Annotated in this window: 16 protein-coding genes and 1 tRNA gene; 6 read left to right on the top strand and 11 right to left on the bottom strand. The window is 57.4% G+C overall.

All coding sequences use genetic code 11. The annotated features are described in order from the left end of the window. From GJQ55_RS10935 to rpsU, 7 genes are all read right to left on the bottom strand, one after another. Entirely contained in the window at positions 1 to 2,235 is a 2,235-nt protein-coding gene (locus GJQ55_RS10935; RefSeq protein WP_228345002.1) for a xanthine dehydrogenase family protein molybdopterin-binding subunit, read from the bottom strand. Beyond that, on the bottom strand, positions 2,228 to 2,746 hold the full coding sequence (locus GJQ55_RS10930) for a (2Fe-2S)-binding protein (protein ID WP_228345001.1): 519 nt from the start codon (positions 2,744 to 2,746) through the stop codon (positions 2,228 to 2,230). Before GJQ55_RS10930 ends, GJQ55_RS10935 begins: the two co-directional genes overlap by 8 nt. 296 nt (positions 2,747 to 3,042) lie before the next feature. Beyond that, a tRNA-Ile gene (locus GJQ55_RS10925) sits at positions 3,043 to 3,119 on the bottom strand. Between the two features lie 147 nt (positions 3,120 to 3,266). Then, entirely contained in the window at positions 3,267 to 5,099 is a 1,833-nt protein-coding gene (rpoD, locus tag GJQ55_RS10920; protein WP_228345000.1) for an RNA polymerase sigma factor RpoD, read from the bottom strand. Positions 5,100 to 5,339: 240 nt separating this feature from the next. Then, entirely contained in the window at positions 5,340 to 7,238 is a 1,899-nt protein-coding gene (gene dnaG, locus GJQ55_RS10915) for a DNA primase (RefSeq protein ID WP_228344999.1), read from the bottom strand. 137 nt (positions 7,239 to 7,375) lie between these two features. Beyond that, positions 7,376 to 7,822 carry a GatB/YqeY domain-containing protein gene (locus GJQ55_RS10910; RefSeq protein ID WP_228344998.1) on the bottom strand — a complete coding sequence of 149 codons (447 nt, stop codon included), beginning with the start codon at positions 7,820 to 7,822 and terminating at the stop codon, positions 7,376 to 7,378. Positions 7,823 to 7,854: 32 nt separating this feature from the next. Continuing rightward, entirely contained in the window at positions 7,855 to 8,070 is a 216-nt protein-coding gene (gene rpsU / locus GJQ55_RS10905) for a 30S ribosomal protein S21 (RefSeq protein ID WP_228344997.1), read from the bottom strand. Positions 8,071 to 8,259: 189 nt separating this feature from the next. On the opposite strand from rpsU, the gene tsaD reads away from it, so the two are divergent. Genes tsaD through folK form a run of 3 tightly spaced genes read left to right on the top strand, consistent with a single transcriptional unit; the run spans position 8,260 to position 10,152 of the window. Further along, a complete protein-coding gene (tsaD, locus tag GJQ55_RS10900; protein ID WP_228344996.1) occupies positions 8,260 to 9,312 on the top strand; it encodes a tRNA (adenosine(37)-N6)-threonylcarbamoyltransferase complex transferase subunit TsaD in 1,053 nt (350 codons plus the stop codon). Further along, positions 9,305 to 9,679 carry a dihydroneopterin aldolase gene (gene folB / locus GJQ55_RS10895; protein ID WP_228344995.1) on the top strand — a complete coding sequence of 125 codons (375 nt, stop codon included), beginning with the start codon at positions 9,305 to 9,307 and terminating at the stop codon, positions 9,677 to 9,679. The genes tsaD and folB overlap by 8 nt, the downstream gene beginning before the upstream one ends. Then, the gene (gene folK, locus GJQ55_RS10890) at positions 9,676 to 10,152 is read left to right on the top strand and encodes a 2-amino-4-hydroxy-6-hydroxymethyldihydropteridine diphosphokinase (protein WP_228344994.1); all 477 of its coding nucleotides are present in this window, start codon (positions 9,676 to 9,678) and stop codon (positions 10,150 to 10,152) included. Before folB ends, folK begins: the two co-directional genes overlap by 4 nt. Positions 10,153 to 10,216: 64 nt before the next feature. Here folK and GJQ55_RS10885 read toward each other — a convergent pair whose 3' ends face one another. Beyond that, the gene (locus GJQ55_RS10885; protein WP_228344993.1) at positions 10,217 to 11,464 is read right to left on the bottom strand and encodes a multifunctional CCA addition/repair protein; all 1,248 of its coding nucleotides are present in this window, start codon (positions 11,462 to 11,464) and stop codon (positions 10,217 to 10,219) included. A gap of 291 nt (positions 11,465 to 11,755) precedes the next feature. After that, positions 11,756 to 13,267: a conjugal transfer protein TraF gene (gene traF, locus GJQ55_RS10880; RefSeq protein ID WP_228344992.1), complete on the bottom strand. Its 1,512-nt coding sequence runs from the start codon at positions 13,265 to 13,267 to the stop codon at positions 11,756 to 11,758. A gap of 236 nt (positions 13,268 to 13,503) precedes the next feature. On the opposite strand from traF, the gene GJQ55_RS10875 reads away from it, so the two are divergent. From GJQ55_RS10875 to GJQ55_RS10865, 3 genes are read left to right on the top strand one after another with little or no spacing between them, the layout of a single operon-like run. Further along, on the top strand, positions 13,504 to 14,121 hold the full coding sequence (locus tag GJQ55_RS10875; RefSeq protein ID WP_228344991.1) for an LPP20 family lipoprotein: 618 nt from the start codon (positions 13,504 to 13,506) through the stop codon (positions 14,119 to 14,121). A 40-nt stretch (positions 14,122 to 14,161) separates the two neighbouring features. Further along, positions 14,162 to 15,346 carry a flagellar assembly protein FlgT gene (locus tag GJQ55_RS10870; protein WP_228344990.1) on the top strand — a complete coding sequence of 395 codons (1,185 nt, stop codon included), beginning with the start codon at positions 14,162 to 14,164 and terminating at the stop codon, positions 15,344 to 15,346. Positions 15,347 to 15,397: 51 nt separating this feature from the next. Beyond that, positions 15,398 to 16,282: a DMT family transporter gene (locus tag GJQ55_RS10865; protein WP_228344989.1), complete on the top strand. Its 885-nt coding sequence runs from the start codon at positions 15,398 to 15,400 to the stop codon at positions 16,280 to 16,282. Positions 16,283 to 16,315: 33 nt separating this feature from the next. Here the strand turns inward: GJQ55_RS10865 and glpE are convergent, their stop codons facing one another. Next, on the bottom strand, positions 16,316 to 16,636 hold the full coding sequence (glpE, locus tag GJQ55_RS10860; protein WP_228344988.1) for a thiosulfate sulfurtransferase GlpE: 321 nt from the start codon (positions 16,634 to 16,636) through the stop codon (positions 16,316 to 16,318). A gap of 17 nt (positions 16,637 to 16,653) precedes the next feature. Next, positions 16,654 to 17,466, bottom strand: a complete 813-nt coding sequence (locus tag GJQ55_RS10855) for a symmetrical bis(5'-nucleosyl)-tetraphosphatase (RefSeq protein WP_228344987.1) — start codon at positions 17,464 to 17,466, stop codon at positions 16,654 to 16,656. Positions 17,467 to 17,471: the final 5 nt, after the last annotated feature.

Genomic DNA, 17,471 nt, shown 5'->3' with positions numbered 1-17,471 from the left:
TCAGCTCAGTTGCAGCGGCAGCTGGCGTAAACGCTGGCCGGTGGCCACGAAGACCGCATTGGCGACGGCGGCGGCCAGTGGCGGCACGCCGGGTTCGCCCACGCCGGTTGGTTCCGCCGTGCTGTCGATAATGGCGACCTCTATGGCCGGCGTTTCTTCCAGCCGCAGCAGCGGGTAATCATGGAAATTACTTTGCTGCACCGCGCCGTTGAGCAGGTTGATCTTGCCGTACAGTGCGGCGGTTAAACCGAAAATAATGCCGCCTTCCATTTGCGCGCGGACAATATCCGGGTTCACCACCACACCACAGTCGACCACGCACACCACCCGTTTTACCCGGATGCTGCCGTTCTGTACCTGCACATCGGCAATCTGCGCCACCCAGCTGCCAAAACTTTTATGAATGGCCAGTCCTTGTTTACAACCGGGCAGCGGCTGACCCCAGCTGGCCAAAGCAGCGGCTTTATCCAGCACCGCCAGGGCGCGCGGATGCTGTTGCAATAAGCGGCGACGGAAGGTCAGCGGATCTTGCTGTTGCTGGTGGGCCAGTTCATCAATAAAGCTTTCGGTAACAAAACCATTATGCGAATGGCCCACGGCGCGCCAGTAACCCACCGGCACGCCGGGTTCACTGTGGACAAAATCCATGCGCAGGTTGTCGATGGCGTAGGGTAAATCGTTGGCGCCTTCATAACCCGAGGTGTCGTTCGGGGCCAGTATGCCTTCGCCCAGCTTGCCGGCCACGGCGAGGGTGGAAAACATAAACTTGGGCATAAAATGATACTGGGCGGCGGCGGCATCGGGCACAAACCAGTGCATCACTTTCGGGTGTGCCAGCCGGTGCTGCCAGCCGTTCAGCTGACCCTGGGCATCAAAAGTGGCGGTTAAACGGTGCAGGCTGGCCGGGCGGTAATAGTCGTGCTGGGTATCTTCTTCGCGGCTGAAAATCAGCTTTACCGGCTGCTGCAGACGGTCAGCAATAAAGGCACATTCGGCGACAAAATCCTGCATTAACCGGCGGCCAAAACCACCGCCGATCCAGGTGGTGTGCACCAGAATATCGTCGACGCTGTAGCGACTGTGTTTGGCGGCGGCAATGCGCGCCAGGCTGGGCGCCTGCGTCGGTGCCCAGACTTCCATGCCGTGCCGGTTAGCGCTGACGACGCACACCTGTGGCTCTAGCGTGGCGTGGGCCAGATAGGGCAGGCGGTATTCGGCCTGCAGCTGGCTGGTAGCCTGTTTGGCGGCGCGGCGGAAATTGCCGTCGTTACGCAAGGTGTCGCCGGAGTCCTGGTCCAGATCCTGTTCATACTGGCGCCAGACAGAGGCATCGGACGGCGCATTGGCGGGCGTTTGCCATTCAATCTTTAACAGCTGCTGCGCTTTGCGCGCCTGCCAGTACGAGCGGGCAACCACGGCAATACCGTGGCGGCCGGCGGCTGCAATTTCCAAAACATCCACCACTCCGGCGGCGGCTTTGGCGGCGCTGGCATCGTAGGTTTTTACCGTGCCGCCATAGGCCGGGGCGCGGCTGACCACGGCGTACAGCATGCCGGGTAATTCAACATCAATACCGTACTGAGCCTGGCCGGTAATTTTGCCGCGGGTATCCAGCCGCTGCGCGTTTTTGCCGATGTAGCGGAACTGCTCCGGTTGTTTCAGTTCGAGGTTACCGGGTACCGATTCAACCGCCGCCAGATGCACCAGCTGGCCGTAGCGGATGGGCTGGCGGTTGGCGGAAAACACCTGGCCCTGTTCGCAGCGCAGGCTGGCAACGGGCTCGTTCAGTACCCGGGCGGCGGCTTGTTTCAGCATTTCCCGCGCCGTGGCGCCGGCAATGCGGACGCGTTCATAACTGCTGGCGATGCTGGTAGAACCGCCGGTAATCTGCAGTTTGTAGAGCGGGTTGTTATAAATGGAATCGACCTCGGCAAACTCCACCGCTACGCTGGCGGGCTCCACTTCCAGTTCCTCACACAGCAACGTCACCAGGCCTGAGTAGGTGCCCTGGCCCATCTCGACCCGGTCGAGCACAAAGGTGACTTGATCGTCGGTATCGATACGCACCCAGGCGCTGGCCTGCCATTGCTGCTGCGACACCATGCCTTTATGCCCCAGCGAGCTGCAGCCGGGCAGGGCGACGCTGATTAACAACGCCCCGGACGCCAGCCCGGAGGTTTTCAGAAAATCACGCCGGTTCAGGCTGTTATCGGGGGTGATGATGGGCTCAGCCATGCTGCACCTCCGGCGTGGTCACTTCATAAAACAAGGCACCGGTACGCGGGCGCTGGCCCACCAGTTCGGCGGCACGATGAATGGCTTTGCGGATGCGCGGGTAGGTACCACAGCGGCATAAATTACCACTCATAGCGTTGTCGATATCGGCATCGCTGGGGCGCGGGTTGCTGGCCAGCAGCGCCGTGGCCGCCATAATCTGGCCCGACTGGCAGTAGCCGCATTGCGGTACGCTCAGTTCTTCCCAGGCTTGCTGCACCGGGCTTAACCCGTGCGCCGGGGTAATGCCTTCAATGGTGGTAATGTTCTGGCCGGCCACTGCCGACAGCGGCGTAATGCAGGTACGGATGGGCTGGCCATTCAGGTGCATGGTGCAGGCACCGCACTGGCCGGCGCCGCAACCAAATTTACTTCCTTTCAGGCCGAGCATATCGCGCACAACCCACAGCAGTGGGGTGTCGCCATCCAGATCCAGCGTGTGCGACACGCCGTTGACGGTAAGGCTGAACATGGTGAGGTCCCTTGTTGTTATTGTTCGGGATTAGCAAATAGCGTAACCCCCACAGGTTACCCTGCTGGCGTGGGCTGTAAAGATAAAAATGGGTAGATAAAAATAAGATGGTGGGCCTTCCCGGGCTCGAACCGGGGACCTTGGGACTTAAAAAGTAGAGGCGCGTGCTGCACGCGATAGGTGTGAAGAAATTAAACAAAAATGGTGGGCCTTCCCAGGCTCGAACCGGGGACCTTGGGACTTAAAAAGTAGAGGCGCGTGCTGCACGCGATAGGTGTGAAGAAATTAAACAAAAATGGTGGGCCTTCCCGGGCTCGAACCGGGGACCTAGCGATTATGAGTCGCGTGCTCTAACCAACTGAGCTAAAGGCCCTCTTGCTGCGCCTGCTGCCCTGGGCAGCGGCTGTCTGGCAGCGAGCCGGCATTATAAGCAGCCACTCCGGTCAGTGCCAGCCCTTTGATTTAGCAATAAAAAAAGCCCGCGTGAGCGGGCTTTCCGGATTCGTTTTAGGGACGATGATTAATCGTCAATAAAAGAACGCAGGTGATCGGAGCGGGAAGGATGACGCAGTTTGCGCAGGGCCTTGGCTTCGATCTGACGGATACGTTCACGGGTAACGTCGAACTGTTTGCCCACTTCTTCCAGCGTGTGGTCGGTGTTCATATCGATACCGAAACGCATACGCAGTACTTTGGCTTCGCGGGCGGTCAGGCCGGCCAGCACCGCACGGGTGGCTTCGGTCAGGCCTTCGGCGGTAGCGGTATCGAGCGGCGACTCGGAATGAGTGTCCTCGATAAAATCGCCCAGATGCGAATCTTCATCGTCGCCGATCGGCGTTTCCATGGAGATCGGTTCTTTGGCAATTTTCAGTACTTTGCGGATTTTGTCTTCCGGCATTTCCATGCGCTCAGCCAGTTCTTCCGGCGTCGGTTCACGGCCCATCTCCTGCAGCATCTGACGGGAGATGCGGTTCAGTTTGTTGATGGTTTCGATCATGTGCACCGGAATACGGATGGTACGCGCCTGGTCGGCAATCGAACGGGTGATGGCCTGACGGATCCACCAGGTGGCGTAAGTAGAAAACTTATAACCACGACGGTATTCGAATTTATCCACCGCTTTCATCAGGCCGATATTGCCTTCCTGAATCAGGTCGAGGAATTGCAGGCCACGGTTGGTGTATTTCTTGGCAATAGAAATAACCAGACGCAGGTTCGCCTCGACCATTTCTTTCTTGGCGCGGCGGGCGCGGGCTTCACCGATGGAAACGCGGCGGTTTACTTCTTTAATTTCCGGAATGGTCAGACCAACGCGGTCTTCGACGGCTTTGATCTTTTTCTGCGCGCGGAAAATATCTAACTTGTAGGTATCCAGCTTGTCGGAGTACGCCTTGCCGGCGGCGATCAGGCCTTCAATCCAGTCGTTATTAATTTCGTTGCCCTGGAAACCACTGATAAAGTCTTTACGGTCCATGCCGCATTTGCGCGTCATCATGACCATAATCTGACGTTCCTGGGTGCGGATCTGCTCCAGGGCGCCACGGGCTTCGCTGACCAGCTGCTCAAAATATTTCGGCGTCAGCTTGATGGGGGCGAACAGTTCGGCCATGCGGGCGATGGCTTCTTCGGTTTTCTTGTGCGCACGGCCATGTTTGGCCAGGGCTTTTTCCATGGCATCGCTGGCAGTGCGGATTTCTTCGAAGCGACGGGTAACTTCGGCCATATCAATGCCGCTGTCTTCGCTGTCGTCGCTGTCGTCGTCATCGCTGCTGTCATCGTCGTTGCTTTCTGCAGCGGCGGCAACGGCATCCGGACCGGATTGCGGGCCCGGCTCCGGGTCCACATCGGACGGGTCGATAAAACCAGAGAAAATATCACCGACGCGGTTCGGATCTTCTTCGGCTTCACGGAATGCCTGCAGAATGGTTTTTACCGCACCGGGGTAATAAGCCAGCGCCGACATCACTTCACGGATGCCTTCTTCGATGCGCTTGGCAATAACGATTTCGCCTTCGCGGGTCAGCAGTTCCACGGTACCCATTTCGCGCATATACATACGCACCGGGTCAGTGGTGCGGCCGACGTCGGATTCGACCAGCGCCAGTGCTGCAGCCGCTTCTTCAGCCGCGGCGTCATCGGCGGCGTCTGCCATAAACAGGGTTTCACCATCGGGTGCGACCTCGGATACCGGAATGCCGATGTCGTTGATCATGCGGATGATGTCTTCAACCTGGTCCGGGTTGGCGATGTCGTCCGGCAGGTGGTCATTTACCTGGGCGTAAGTAAGGTAGCCTTGCTCCTTACCCTTGGCGATCAGTTCTTTAAGACGAGATTGTTGCGTGTTCGCTGACATAGAAGCCCTGTGTTCCGGTTCTTTGAGGCGGAAGAAAAGCGCGAAAGTATAACTTTTAACCGATCATTAGGCCAGTGGCCAGGCGAAGGGTTCCGGTGTTTTTGCCGTTTTGGGCGGCTTTGGCCAACCCCGGCGGGGCTTGGCTGAACGTGGGCTTTAATATAGGTCCGAACTGCCTGAACTCAAGGTCCGGTTACGACTTTTTGTGCAATTTGTCGGTTGGCCCACGGCGTTGCCGGTTTAATGCGGGTTGTGGTTATAAATCCGCGCGCGTTTTTTGTGGATATGGTGCAGTTGTTTCTGCAGCTCGAGTTTGCGGGCCCGCTCTTCCGGGCTGAGTTTTTCGCCCCGCTCAAAGCGCTGGGTTAAGTGGCGCAGCTCGGCACTCAGCTGACGCGCATTCATTTGTTTCAGTACGGCTTCAATGTCACTGGCCGCGGGTGGAATGTCGTGCTTGGGCAGTTCGGCGATGCGTTGCAATTCGCTCTGGTAGGGCGAACCGATCCATTGAATAAGCAGGCCAATGCTGCTGCTTTGTGGCGACTGCTGCAGTTTTTTCAGCACTTCCAGCAATAGTCGTTCCTGTTCGCTTTCGGCTTCGGTCGCCGGCAACGTCAGCTGGTTGGCCAGCACCGGTTTGCGCACAATGGCGCACAGCGCTTTGTATACCAGCGGCGCTAAGGTGTCGGCGCTGTGATCCTGTACCGGCGGCAGTTGTTCATCCGGGTCTTCGTGCAGATAGTCGGGCACGGCGGCGGCAGCAAATTCGTCGCTGGCGGCCGGATGGTTGGCCTGGTGGGTGGCCGGGGGGATGGTTGGTGGCGCCGTTTCCGGAGCATTTTCCAGTTTTTCCAGTGCCACGCTGTCGGTGCCCAGTTCATCTCCCAGCTGTTTGCGCATTAAATTGCGCAACATGCCTTTGGGCAGGCGGTTAATCAGTGGTGCAGCCAGCTGGTCGAAGCGGGCTTTGCCGTCGAGGGTGTCAAAATCCACCTGTTCTTTGACAAAACTGAATAAAAATTCCGGCAGATGAACGGCGTTGTTCAGCCGTTGTTCAAAGGCCGGTTTGCCTTCTTTGCGCACCAGGCTGTCGGGGTCTTCGCCGTCAGGTAAAAATAAAAAGCGCGCCTGCAGGCCATCTTCCAGTACCGGCAATACGGTTTCCATGGCGCGGGCGGCGGCGGTGCGGCCGGCGTTGTCGCCGTCGAAGCAGAAAATTACTTCCGGCACGATTTTAAATAAACGGCGCAGGTGGTGTTCGCTGGTGGCGGTGCCGAGGGTGGCGACGGCGTAATGAATACCGTATTCGGCCAGTGCCACCACGTCCATATAGCCTTCCACAATCACAAAACGGGTGAGTTTCTGGCGGATTTTGCGCGCTTCGTACAGGCCGTACAGTTCTTTGCCCTTGTGAAATAACGGTGTTTCCGGCGAGTTCAGATATTTGGGTTTTTCGTCGGTTAATACCCGGCCGCCAAAACCGATATAACGCCCGCGGGCATCGCGGATGGGAAACATAATGCGGTCGCGGAAGCGGTCGTAGGTGCGGCCGTCTTCTTTTTCAATCAGCATGCCGCAGCTGATTAATTGTTTAATGGTGTTTTTATCGCCATTGGCGGCTAAAAAACTTTGCAGGTTATCCCAGCCTGGCGGCGCAAAGCCGATGCCAAAAAATTTGGCTGCTTTACCCGATAAGCCCCGGCCTTTCAGGTAGTCCACCGCTTTGCCACGCTGTTCATGGCTGCGCAGCATCTGTTCGTAAAAACGGCCAGCTTTTTCCATGAGTTCCAGCAAGGGTTTGTGCAATTCTTCCTGGCGTATTTCGCCGGCGCTGGCCTGTTCTTTTGGTACTTCCATACCGGCTTGCTGGGCCAGCTTTTCCACCGCTTCGGGAAAGCTGACACCATCAAATTCCATTACGAATTTCAGCGCCGAACCGGACGCGCCACAGCCAAAGCAATAATAAAACTGCTTGTCGGGGCTGACGGTAAACGAGGGCGATTTTTCGTTATGAAACGGGCAGCAGGCGGAGTAATTTTTGCCGGTTTTTTTCAGTTTTACGCGGCTATCCACCACGTCGATCACATCGACGCGGGTCAGCAGATCATCAATAAAACTCTGGGGAATCCGGCCTGCCATAACCTGCTCTTGTTGCTGCTGCGGAACGGGAGTTTAGTACGAACGGATGCCGTACAGAAGGCTATACCGTGCGGTACTGCAAACGAAAAAAGCGCTGGCACCTTCCGATGCAGCGCTTTCTTAACACCCCGGCAGAATCAGCCCAGTTGAGACTTAACCTGTTGACTGATCTGTGCCATATCGGCACGACCCTGCACTTGTGGTTTGAGGATGCCCATCACTTTGCCCATGTCCTGCATTGAAGCAGCACCAGACTGTGCAATTGCATCAGCCACCAGTTTGGCCAATTCGTCATCGCTCAGGGGTTCTGGCATATATTCGCTGATAACGTTCATTTCGAACTGTTCAACAGCAGCCAGATCGTCGCGGCCAGCGGCCTGATATTGGGCCAGTGAATCGCGACGTTGTTTAAGCATCTTGTCGAGAATAACCAGGGCGCGGGCGTCATCAATTTCGATACGCTCGTCAACTTCCACCCGCTTAAATTCTGAGGTAATCAGACGCAGGGCGTTCAGCCGCTCTTTTTCTTTGGCGCGCATCGCTGCTTTCACAGCTTCTTTGATGTTGGCAACCAGAGTACTCATGCGTGCTCCTGTTATTCCCGGGCCCGGCTGTATTAGTACAGACGGGTCATTTTGCGCTGTTCGCGCTGAACTTTCTTCAGATGACGCTTAACGGCAGCAGCGGCTTTGCGCTTGCGGATCCAGGTCGGCTTCTCGTAGTGTTCACGACGACGTACTTCAGCCAGTACACCGGCTTTTTCGCAGGAACGCTTGAAGCGACGCAGAGCGACGTCAAACGGCTCGTTTTCTTTAACTTTTACAGCTGGCATCCAATCACCTACGTGTTAGTCAATGCGTTGATTATGGGGAAACCACAGGCCCCAGTCAGAGGGCGGGCATTCTAAACGCTTTGAATCCGGAATGCAAAGCCCGCATTTCGATGCCGGCCAGGGGCTGTTTGGCTGGCATGCTCCGGGGCTCGGCAGTATTATGGCGGCCCTTCATTTGGTGAGGTTTTTATGCGGGTTTTAGGTCTGGAAACATCCTGTGACGAGACGGGCATTGCTCTGTACGACAGTGAGCGTGGCTTGCTGGCGCACCGCGTGTATTCACAGATTGCCCTGCATGCCGAATACGGTGGTGTGGTGCCGGAACTGGCCTCGCGTGACCATGTGCGTAAAGCCTTACCTCTGATCCATGAAGTGCTGAACGAAGCCGGTCTGAGCGTTAACGAACTGGATGGTATTGCCTATACCTCTGGGCCTGGCTTAGTAGGTGCGCTGCTGGTGGGTGCCTGTTTGGGCCGCAGCCTGGCCTGGGCGCTGGATATTCCCGCCGTCGGCGTCCACCACATGGAAGGTCACTTGCTGGCACCGATGCTGGAAGATGATGTTCCTGAATTTCCTTTTATTGCTTTATTGGTCTCCGGTGGTCACACCCAGCTGGTGCGGGTCGATGGTATTGGTCGCTATGAATTGCTGGGCGAGTCGCTGGACGATGCCGCCGGCGAAGCCTTTGACAAAGCCGCCAAAATGATGGGCCTGCCGTATCCGGGTGGCCCGGCACTCAGCAAACTGGCCGACAGCGGCGACAGCACCCGCTTTAAATTCCCGCGCCCGATGACCGACCGCCCCGGGCTGGATTTCAGTTTCAGCGGCCTGAAAACCCAGGTGCGCACCACCATTCTGGCGTGCGCCGTTGACGGTGTACTCAGTGATACCGATAAAGCCGACATTGCGGCCTGCTTTCAGGCGGCGGTGGTCGATACGCTGGTAATCAAATGCAAGCGTGCATTGCAGCAAACCGGTGTAAAACGCCTGATTATTGCCGGTGGTGTGGGTGCCAATAAGCGCCTGCGTGAACAACTGCGCACCGCCACTGAAGCCATGGGTGGCGCGGTGTATTACCCGCGCCCGGAACTCTGTACCGATAACGGCGCCATGATCGCCTACGCCGGCACCCGCCGCTTATTGGCCGGCCAACAGGAAGATCTGGCGGTGGCGGTGGTGCCGCGCTGGCCGATGACCAGCCTGCCGGCCGTGGATGAACAGGCCGGAGCCGCGCATGGATAAGGTGTTTATCCGCGGTTTGCAGGTGGATGCGGTTATTGGGGTGTACGACTGGGAAAAGCAGGTGCGCCAGCCGCTGGTGTTTGATCTGGAGATGGCCTGGGATATCCGTATCGCCGCCGCCACAGATGACCTGATGCACGCCCTCGATTACCACGCCGTCACGCTGTTTATTGAACGCTTTGTGCGCGAGCAGCATTTTCAGCTGCTGGAGTCGCTGCTGGAACGGCTGGCCGAGGAACTGCGTAAAGAATTTGGTATGCCCTGGCTGAGTATCCGGGTGGAAAAACCGGCCGTGGTGCCGCAGGCCCGCGCGGTGGGCCTGTACATTGAGCGTGGCGATTTGCCACTGAACGGTGGCCGGGCATGACACAGGTGTATCTGGGGCTGGGGTCGAATATTGAGCCGGAACATCATCTGGCGCTGGGGTTGGCCCGCCTCAGTCAGGATTACCCGCTGCTGGCCGTGTCGCCCTGGTACCGCTCACCGGCGATGGGCTTTGATGGCCCGGATTTTATTAATCTGGCGGTGCTGATTGAATGCCCGGATGATGTGGGCACTTTAGCCGCTGATCTTAAACAGCTGGAAACCGAATTTGGCCGCACGCCGGATGCGGTGAAATATTCTTCCCGCGCGCTGGATATCGATATTCTGCTGTTTGGTGATGCAGTCGGTGAATTTGCCGGCCTGCAGTTACCGCGTACTGATATCCGCCAATGTGCCTTTGTACTGCGGCCGCTGCTGGATATTCACCCCCAGGGTACCGACCCGCAAACCGGCGCCCGGTTGGCCGATTACTGGCCGCTGCTGGCCAGTCAGCCGTTGTATCCTGTTGGGCGCTGAGTGCGCCCTCGGGTTCCGCACAATTGTTTTTATGCGTCTCCCGTCCAGCGCAGCGAGCGTTCAGCTACTTATTCGTCTCCCGTCCAGCGTCTGGCTGATTTTTCCACCGCTGCAAATGCGTGGCGCGCGCTTCGTCCAGACCGGCCCTTATCGCCGCTCCCTGCAGGCCCTGAGCAATCATATCCTGCGCCGTAATGGTTAAGGCTTCGCGCAACGCTGCCCGGCAATAATCAGCCTGCGGGTAGGGCGAGTGTTCCAGTCCGGTACGGCCATGGGCATCGGCTTCACAGACCTGCAGAAATTGCTCAAAACGCTCCGGCTTGCGCCAGGCATCCAGCTGGTTAAACAGTTTTACTAAGGTGCTGCCTTTTAACTCGAAGGCGCGGTGCACATGGGTGTGAAACTCACTGCTCAACAGCGCTAGATCGGCGCAGTCATTCGGTGTTTTCAGGCGTTTGTGCAGGGTTTTCAGCGGTTTCAGGCCCCGGGTTTCGTGGGCAATATGGCGTGGCCATTCGGCGGGCGGCGTTAAGGCTTTGCCCAAGTCGTGTACCAGTGCTGCCCAGCGCACGGGCAATTCGTTCGTTTCTGCGGCGGCGGCCTGCAAGGACAGCAGGGCGTGCAGGCCGCAGTCTATTTCCGGGTGGTGTTTTTCCGGCTGTGGAATGCCGAACAGCGCATCCAGTTCCGGCAGCCACACCTTTAAGGCGCCACAGGCGCGCAGCGTTTCAATATAAACCCCGGGCGTGGTTTCCAGCAGGGCGCGGCGGGTTTCGGTCCAGACCCGTTCGGCGACCAGATGATCCAGTTCGCCGGCGCTAACCATGTGCTGCATTAATGCCAGGGTTTCCGGAGCGATGGTAAAGCCCAGCGGCGCAAAACGGGCGGCAAAGCGCGCAACCCGCAATACCCGCAGCGGGTCTTCGGCAAACGCCGGCGACACATGGCGCAGTATTTTTTTCTCTAAATCGGCGCGGCCGCCATAAGGGTCAACAATGTGGCCCTGTTCATCCTGCGCCATGGCGTTGATGGTTAAATCGCGGCGCAGTAAATCCTGTTCCAGCGTTACATCGGGGCTGAAGCGGCATTCAAAGCCCTGATACCCCAGGCCGGATTTTCGCTCGGTGCGCGCCAGCGCGTATTCTTCGCGCGTTTTGGGGTGCAGAAAAACCGGAAAATCGGCACCGACCTGCTCGTAGCCCAATGCCAGTAACTGTTCCGGCGTGGCACCCACCACCACCCAGTCGCGGTCTTTAACCGGGCGCTTCAGTAAGCCATCGCGGACGGCGCCGCCGACCAGATAAATCTGCATAAACAATGTCCGTGGTTCGGTATTAAAGCGGATATAAAAAAGCCGCTGTTTGTCAGCGGCTTTTACGGTGTCGTTTTTGCTAGCCCCGCTTGGGGAGCCTTTATTCAGGAAATTGCTGCGGCAACTCGCCGTGAATACATCCCTGTAGGCTCTTGCGCGCCATCCATGGCGCACAAGGTTGCTGCAGCAATTTTCTGAACGGCGCTCAAGCTACGTTAAGCTTGGCGACAACATCCGGACACTCAGGCCGCTGTGATTCTGCGGCCAGAGTGTACCCGGTTAGAGCTGGCTTCAGAAATAGAAGCCCAGTTCCATCGCAACACCGGCTTCTTTTTCCGGCTTGCTCGGGTTGGCCATCGCGGCGATGTCCAGGTGCACACCAAAGGGTGACAGACCAAGACCAATCGAGGCGACGTTGGCATCACTGGCGCTCATGTTGGTGCGGTAACCGGCACGCAGTTGCAGGAAACTGAACACATCCAGCTCCACACCCAGTGAGGCGTATTGGGTTGCGTTTTCGAAGGCAACCGGATCGTTTTCGACCAGGTCAACGTCCAGCGCGATGCTGGTCCAGTCACCGTTATACGCCACACCGGCACGGAATTGTGGGTTCAGTTTAACTTTGCCACCTTCAATGGAGTATCCCGTTGACAGAATAGGATCACCGTTTACATCTTTTTCATAAACCGTAGCATCTTCATAATCAAAGCTGCCACCGAACAGGTTTTTACCTACAACACCGACCATCCACTTACCAGATCCACCGAAGCGGTAGGAGGCACCGATATCCATGTTAAAGCGGGTGTAATCTTGTTGGGTATCTTTCAGGGTGTCTTCGTCAACGTCGTCAAAACCATCAATTTTATCGGCATAATGGAAGGTGGAAACTTTCTGCAGTTTCGGAGTAATACCGAAGGCGACTTTTTCGCCTTTGATATCAAATTCACGGGCAAAGGAAATACCTACATCGGCAATGGCGTAAGCGACCACCTGTACGGAGGACGTCAAATCAGGATCACTGGCTGCATCAGATAAACCAATGTTTGATACTGTGGCGCCGGCTGTTGCGGGAGAATCGGTAATGAATCCGGAGTAATCAACGATGTTACTGGTGGGGACTTCAGGAAGCGGTATGGAGCCACCGGAGTTCACTGAAGTATTAACTTCATTAACGAAATCTACTAACTCCTGTACTTCCGGTACATAGGATGTGAATAAATCAGAATCCGCCTGGGAATATTTAACCCGGCCAGAAACACCCGCAGAGCCGCCAACACTTAATGCTGCAGCAAATTTTTTGCTGGGAATCGCTAACGCAAAGTTCAGGCCCAGATTGGCCGATAACGGATTACCGGAAATATTTTTTAACGAATCATCCAGTTCAGTAACCGATTGCTGTACTTCGCCAAGACTGGCTTCCAGACTACTAAGGTTTCCTGAGCTTGGGTTGCTGGTAAAGTTATCCAGAGCACTTTCCAGGCCAATAAAGCCACCATTACCTTCAATCGCATCTTCAAACCGCGGAATAATCTCATCCGACAGCAATTCCGCTTCATCAATCATTTCTTCTTCATCGGCTACCTGCACACCCAGTTGCGGGAACAGCAGCGCGAAATCGTCTTTTTCTGAACCCTGCGCCAGCAGCGACGGGTTGTAAGCCGGGGCGTGGGCGCGCTTGGCGCTGGCAACACCGGTGTTACCCATGGCCAGACCACGGGCATCCATGGGCATGTAAGGTGCGGCATAGACCGCCTGAGAGGTCAGTGCGGTTACGGCAACCGCCAGCAGAGAACGTTTCATCATGATCGATCCTTGTGCGTGGTTTTGGGTTCAGGGTGATGGCGCGGGAACTTGCTGGTTTTTCTTGACTCTTACGTCAGTTTTCCGCTCATCGGTATGCTCCCTATAATAGTCGCCAATCTGCGCCATGCACACCCCGGCCGGCTGTCATTGCTGTCAGTCGGCGGGGTAAAAAAGCCTAAACCTTCTGCCATCACGGCCGACACAGTAGCCAACGAGACTGTCGTCGGGAGAAAACCATGATCCGTACCCTGTTATCTGCGCGTATTGCGCCTGTGTCTGCCTTGTTGGTGGCCACTGCTTTGCTGGCTGGTTGTGCCAGTAAGAAAGACGTAAATCAGAAGCCAGGGGCTTACTTTGAGCCGGTAAAGCAGGAAGTTGACCCTATTGCTCCCATGACCTTGCGGGTTGTGGGTTATGGCGCTACGGAGGTGGCCAGTAAGTCCAAGTCGGATGCGCAGCGTCGCCTGCTGGCCATCCGCGCCGCCCGTATGGACGCTTACCGCGCCATGGCTGAGCGCGTGTATGGCATCTCGGTGCAGGGCAGCACCACGGTGCGCGATATGGTGGTGCAGAATGACCGCTTCCGTTCTTATGTCGAAACCTATATGCACGGTGCCCGCGTGGTTTCTACCGATGTGATGCCGGATGGTACGGTGGAAACGGTGCTGGAAATGGTGATTGATCATGGCTTCCGCAATTGTCTGCAAACCGTGGATAACCAGCGTTTCAACGTGGATTGCCGTACCACGGTGGCGGGCGGAGCGCCGGCACCAAACAAGTTTGCCGCCAGTCAGCGCCAGCGGGTGCAGGGTGAAAGCAGCATGCCGGAAGCCGGTTTTTACTTTATTGAATGATGCCACTGCGGTTCGGCGTTAACCCACAACGGAGGCTTTTATGCGGGCATTGCTGATTTTGATACCGGCGCTGGTACTGGCATGGCCGGCGCAGGCCGTGCAGATGGTGGAAGCCATTGGCAGTGCGCCGGTGCAGGGGGCCATCAGCCATGTGCGCAGTCAGGCGCTGAAAGATGCCATGCATCAGGCCAGTCTGCGCGCCAGTGCGCAGGTGCGCAGTACGGCGTTGTTAAGCAAAGGGGTTATGGCGCAGGACGATGTGCAGGTGCGCAGTACGGCGCAGTTGCGCAATGTTGAAGTGCTGTGGGAAGAACAAACGGATGGCCTGTATGAGGTGGGTATCCGTGCCGAAGTGGCTGCTGATGCCATGTGCCCGGCCAGTGAGCAGCGCTACCGTAAAGCGGTGGCGGTGGCCGGTTTCGGGCTGGCGCAGCCGCAACAGGCCACGGTGGGCCAGCTGCAGAATGTTGAGCAGGATTTACCCCGGGTGCTGGTGAACAGCCTGAATAACAGCGGTGCGGTGCATGCACTGGATGCTACCCGCATCAGTCTGTATCAGGACCCGCGCCGCGCACCGTCGAAAGAAACCGCGCAGCAGCGCTTAACCACCTCGGTGGCGCTGGCCACGCAACTGGGCGCGCAATATGTGGTGTCGGGCGTGGTACGCGATTTATCGCTGGCCGACCGCGCCAGTAACGCCGGTGAATGGCGGGCCCGGCTGGGTTTGCCGGAAGCCAGCCGGCCGCGCCAGTTTGTGATGGATGTGTTTGTGCACGATGGTTTAAGCGGCGCCATGTTATTCCAGCGCAGTTACAGCGCGGTGGGGCAGTGGAATGCACCGTCGGTGCAGGCGGTTGGCTTTGGCTCGCCGCAGTTCTGGCAAACCGGTTACGGTAAAGAAGTGCGCCAGGTGTTGCAGGGCGCGGTGGCGGACGTGAATGAAGTGCTGCGTTGCCAGCCCTTTATGGCGCGCATCGTACAGGCACGGGGTAATCGTCTGCATATTGAAGCCAGCGCTGGTGCCGGCATTCGCCCCGGCGATAAATTTCAGGTGTACCGTACCGGTACGTTCTACAACCTGGATCTGGAGCCGCGCACCGAGCTGACCGACATGGCCACTGAAATTGTGGTTAAGCAGGTGCAGCCGCAGTTTGTTATTGCTGAGATGAAGCTCAGTGCCGAACGCCTGGCGATTCAACGCGACGATATGGTTATTGCCTGGTAAGGCAGCAGTTGTTAGCCTGCCGGCCTCGCAGTAACCCCGCGGACAATTCTCATGGCAGTAAGGCAACACCCGGTCGCCGGGGCCGCACTCTGGATGGCCGCGGCACTGGTGTCTTTTATTCTGATGGCGGTGTCCGGCCGTGAACTGGCGGCGTCTTTCTCCACCTTTCAGATTCTCTTAATCCGCAGCGTTATCGGCGTACTGCTGATCGGCGGCCTGGTGTGGCTGACCGGCTGGCAGCAGCTGCGTACTCATCGTGTAAAAGCCCATCTGGGGCGTAATATCGCCCATTTTGCCGGCCAATATGGCTGGTTTTACGGCCTCGGTCTTATCTCATTGGCGGAAGTGATTGCGCTGGAATTTACCACGCCAGTCTGGACCGCCTTGCTGGCGGCACTGGTGCTGGGCGAGCGGTTAACCGCCCCGCGCTGGCTGGCGCTGCTGTTTGGGATTGGCGGGTTATTGCTGATTCTGCGGCCCGGTGCCGGGGTGATGCATCCGGCGGCGCTGGCGGTGCTGGCCGGGGCCATGGGCTATGCCGCGGCTTATATTTTTACCAAGTCACTCAGCGGCACCGACACACCGTTGTGCATTCTGTTTTATATGACCCTGATGCAGTTACCCATGAGCCTGATTCCCCTCAGCCTGCTACCCGACCAGCCACAATGGCTGATGCCGCAGGGGGAGCTGTGGGTGTGGATGGTGCTGGTCGGCGTTACCGCCATGAGTGCGCATTACTGCATGACCAAAGCCTTTCAGCTGGCCGATGCCGGAGTGGTGGTGCCGCTGGATTTTTTACGGCTGCCGCTGATTGCGGTGGTGGGGTTTGTGTTTTACGGCGAGGCGCTGGACGTGTGGGTATTGCTGGGAGCGCTGCTGATGTTTGGCGGTAATCTTATTAATTTACGCGCCGAATGGCGCCGGCAACGTGCCTGAGCACGGCCGGCCGGAGGCGATGGCTGATGTTACTCAGCTGCGCTCGCACAGCTCGGGAAAACCCAGCTTCCACATTTCGTAGCCGCCATCCACGCTGTACACCTGGCTGAAGCCCTGGCTGGCAAAAAACTGCGCCGCGCCCTGGCTGGAATTACCGTGGTAGCAGCACACCACCAGCGGTGCATCTTTGTCGCAGCCCTGCATAAACTGCTGCAGGTTGCTGTTGTCCACGCGCACGGCGCCGCGGATATGGCCGGCTTCGTAGCTCAGTTCATCGCGGATATCAGCAATGTTCAGGTTGCCCTGGTCCAGCAGCGCCTTGGCTTCGCCGGTACGGATGCGTTTAAAGTTCATAGCGGTTACCCTGTTGGTTAAAGTGTGGCCGGTACCCGGAACCAGGTTTCGTCGTCCAGTCGCAGCGCCGATAATTGCCCGCCCCAGACGCAGCCGGTATCCAGCGCGTACACATTGGTGCTGTCAGTTTTGCCTTCCAGCGCCGCCCAGTGGCCGAACAGCAGCCGGTTAGCGGCAGCCTGCCGTGGCTGCACCTTAAACCAGGGCTGAAAGCCCGCCGGTGCGGTGCCAACCCCTTCTTTGCTGAGCAGATCCAGTTCGTTATCCGGGCCGACAAAGCGCATGCGGGTTAAGTAATTCACAATGACCCGCAGCCGGTCTATCCCCTGTAAGTCCGGTTGCAAGCGGTCGGGCAGGTTGCCGTACATCTGGCGGAAAAATTCGCTGCACCGGTCGCTTTGTAAAACACGTTCCACTTCCTGTGCCAGCTGCCGGGCCTGTTGCACACTCCAGTGGGGCGGAATGCCGGCATGGCTCATGCACCAGTTGTTGGTTTCATCCAGTACCACTAAGGGTTGGCGACGCAGCCAATCCAGCAGTTGTTCACGATCCGGTGCCTGCAGAATATCCTGAATGGTGTCGCTTTTTTTCAGTTTGCCGCCGCTGTAATGCAGCGCCAGTAAGTGCAGATCGTGGTTACCCAACACCACCCTGGCGCGCTCACCCAGCTGCTGCACAAAACGCAGCACCTGCAGTGACTGTGGGCCACGGTTGACCAGATCGCCGGCCAGCCACAGCTGATCGTGCTGCGGATCAAAGGCGCACTGTTGCAGCAGGCGTTGCAAGGCGTCGTAGCAGCCCTGAATATCACCGATTGCGTAAGTTGCCATGGGTG

The sequence above is a fragment of the Venatoribacter cucullus genome, assembly GCF_016132445.1.
Taxonomy (GTDB): Bacteria; Pseudomonadota; Gammaproteobacteria; order Pseudomonadales; family Oceanobacteraceae; genus Venatoribacter; species Venatoribacter cucullus.
This window is presented reverse-complemented; position numbering and strand designations above follow the sequence as displayed.

Coding starts and splice junctions, on each gene's coding strand:
- dnaG (WP_228344999.1), bottom strand. CDS start 7,238: ATGGCAGGCCGGATTCCCCAGAGTTTTATTGATGATCTGCTGACCCGC.
- GJQ55_RS10855 (WP_228344987.1), bottom strand. CDS start 17,466: ATGGCAACTTACGCAATCGGTGATATTCAGGGCTGCTACGACGCCTTG.
- rpsU (WP_228344997.1), bottom strand. CDS start 8,070: ATGCCAGCTGTAAAAGTTAAAGAAAACGAGCCGTTTGACGTCGCTCTG.
- GJQ55_RS10910 (WP_228344998.1), bottom strand. CDS start 7,822: ATGAGTACTCTGGTTGCCAACATCAAAGAAGCTGTGAAAGCAGCGATG.
- GJQ55_RS10885 (WP_228344993.1), bottom strand. CDS start 11,464: ATGCAGATTTATCTGGTCGGCGGCGCCGTCCGCGATGGCTTACTGAAG.
- folB (WP_228344995.1), top strand. CDS start 9,305: ATGGATAAGGTGTTTATCCGCGGTTTGCAGGTGGATGCGGTTATTGGG.
- GJQ55_RS10930 (WP_228345001.1), bottom strand. CDS start 2,746: ATGTTCAGCCTTACCGTCAACGGCGTGTCGCACACGCTGGATCTGGAT.
- rpoD (WP_228345000.1), bottom strand. CDS start 5,099: ATGTCAGCGAACACGCAACAATCTCGTCTTAAAGAACTGATCGCCAAG.
- GJQ55_RS10935 (WP_228345002.1), bottom strand. CDS start 2,235: ATGGCTGAGCCCATCATCACCCCCGATAACAGCCTGAACCGGCGTGAT.
- glpE (WP_228344988.1), bottom strand. CDS start 16,636: ATGAACTTTAAACGCATCCGTACCGGCGAAGCCAAGGCGCTGCTGGAC.
- GJQ55_RS10870 (WP_228344990.1), top strand. CDS start 14,162: ATGCGGGCATTGCTGATTTTGATACCGGCGCTGGTACTGGCATGGCCG.
- tsaD (WP_228344996.1), top strand. CDS start 8,260: ATGCGGGTTTTAGGTCTGGAAACATCCTGTGACGAGACGGGCATTGCT.
- traF (WP_228344992.1), bottom strand. CDS start 13,267: ATGATGAAACGTTCTCTGCTGGCGGTTGCCGTAACCGCACTGACCTCT.
- folK (WP_228344994.1), top strand. CDS start 9,676: ATGACACAGGTGTATCTGGGGCTGGGGTCGAATATTGAGCCGGAACAT.
- GJQ55_RS10875 (WP_228344991.1), top strand. CDS start 13,504: ATGATCCGTACCCTGTTATCTGCGCGTATTGCGCCTGTGTCTGCCTTG.
- GJQ55_RS10865 (WP_228344989.1), top strand. CDS start 15,398: ATGGCAGTAAGGCAACACCCGGTCGCCGGGGCCGCACTCTGGATGGCC.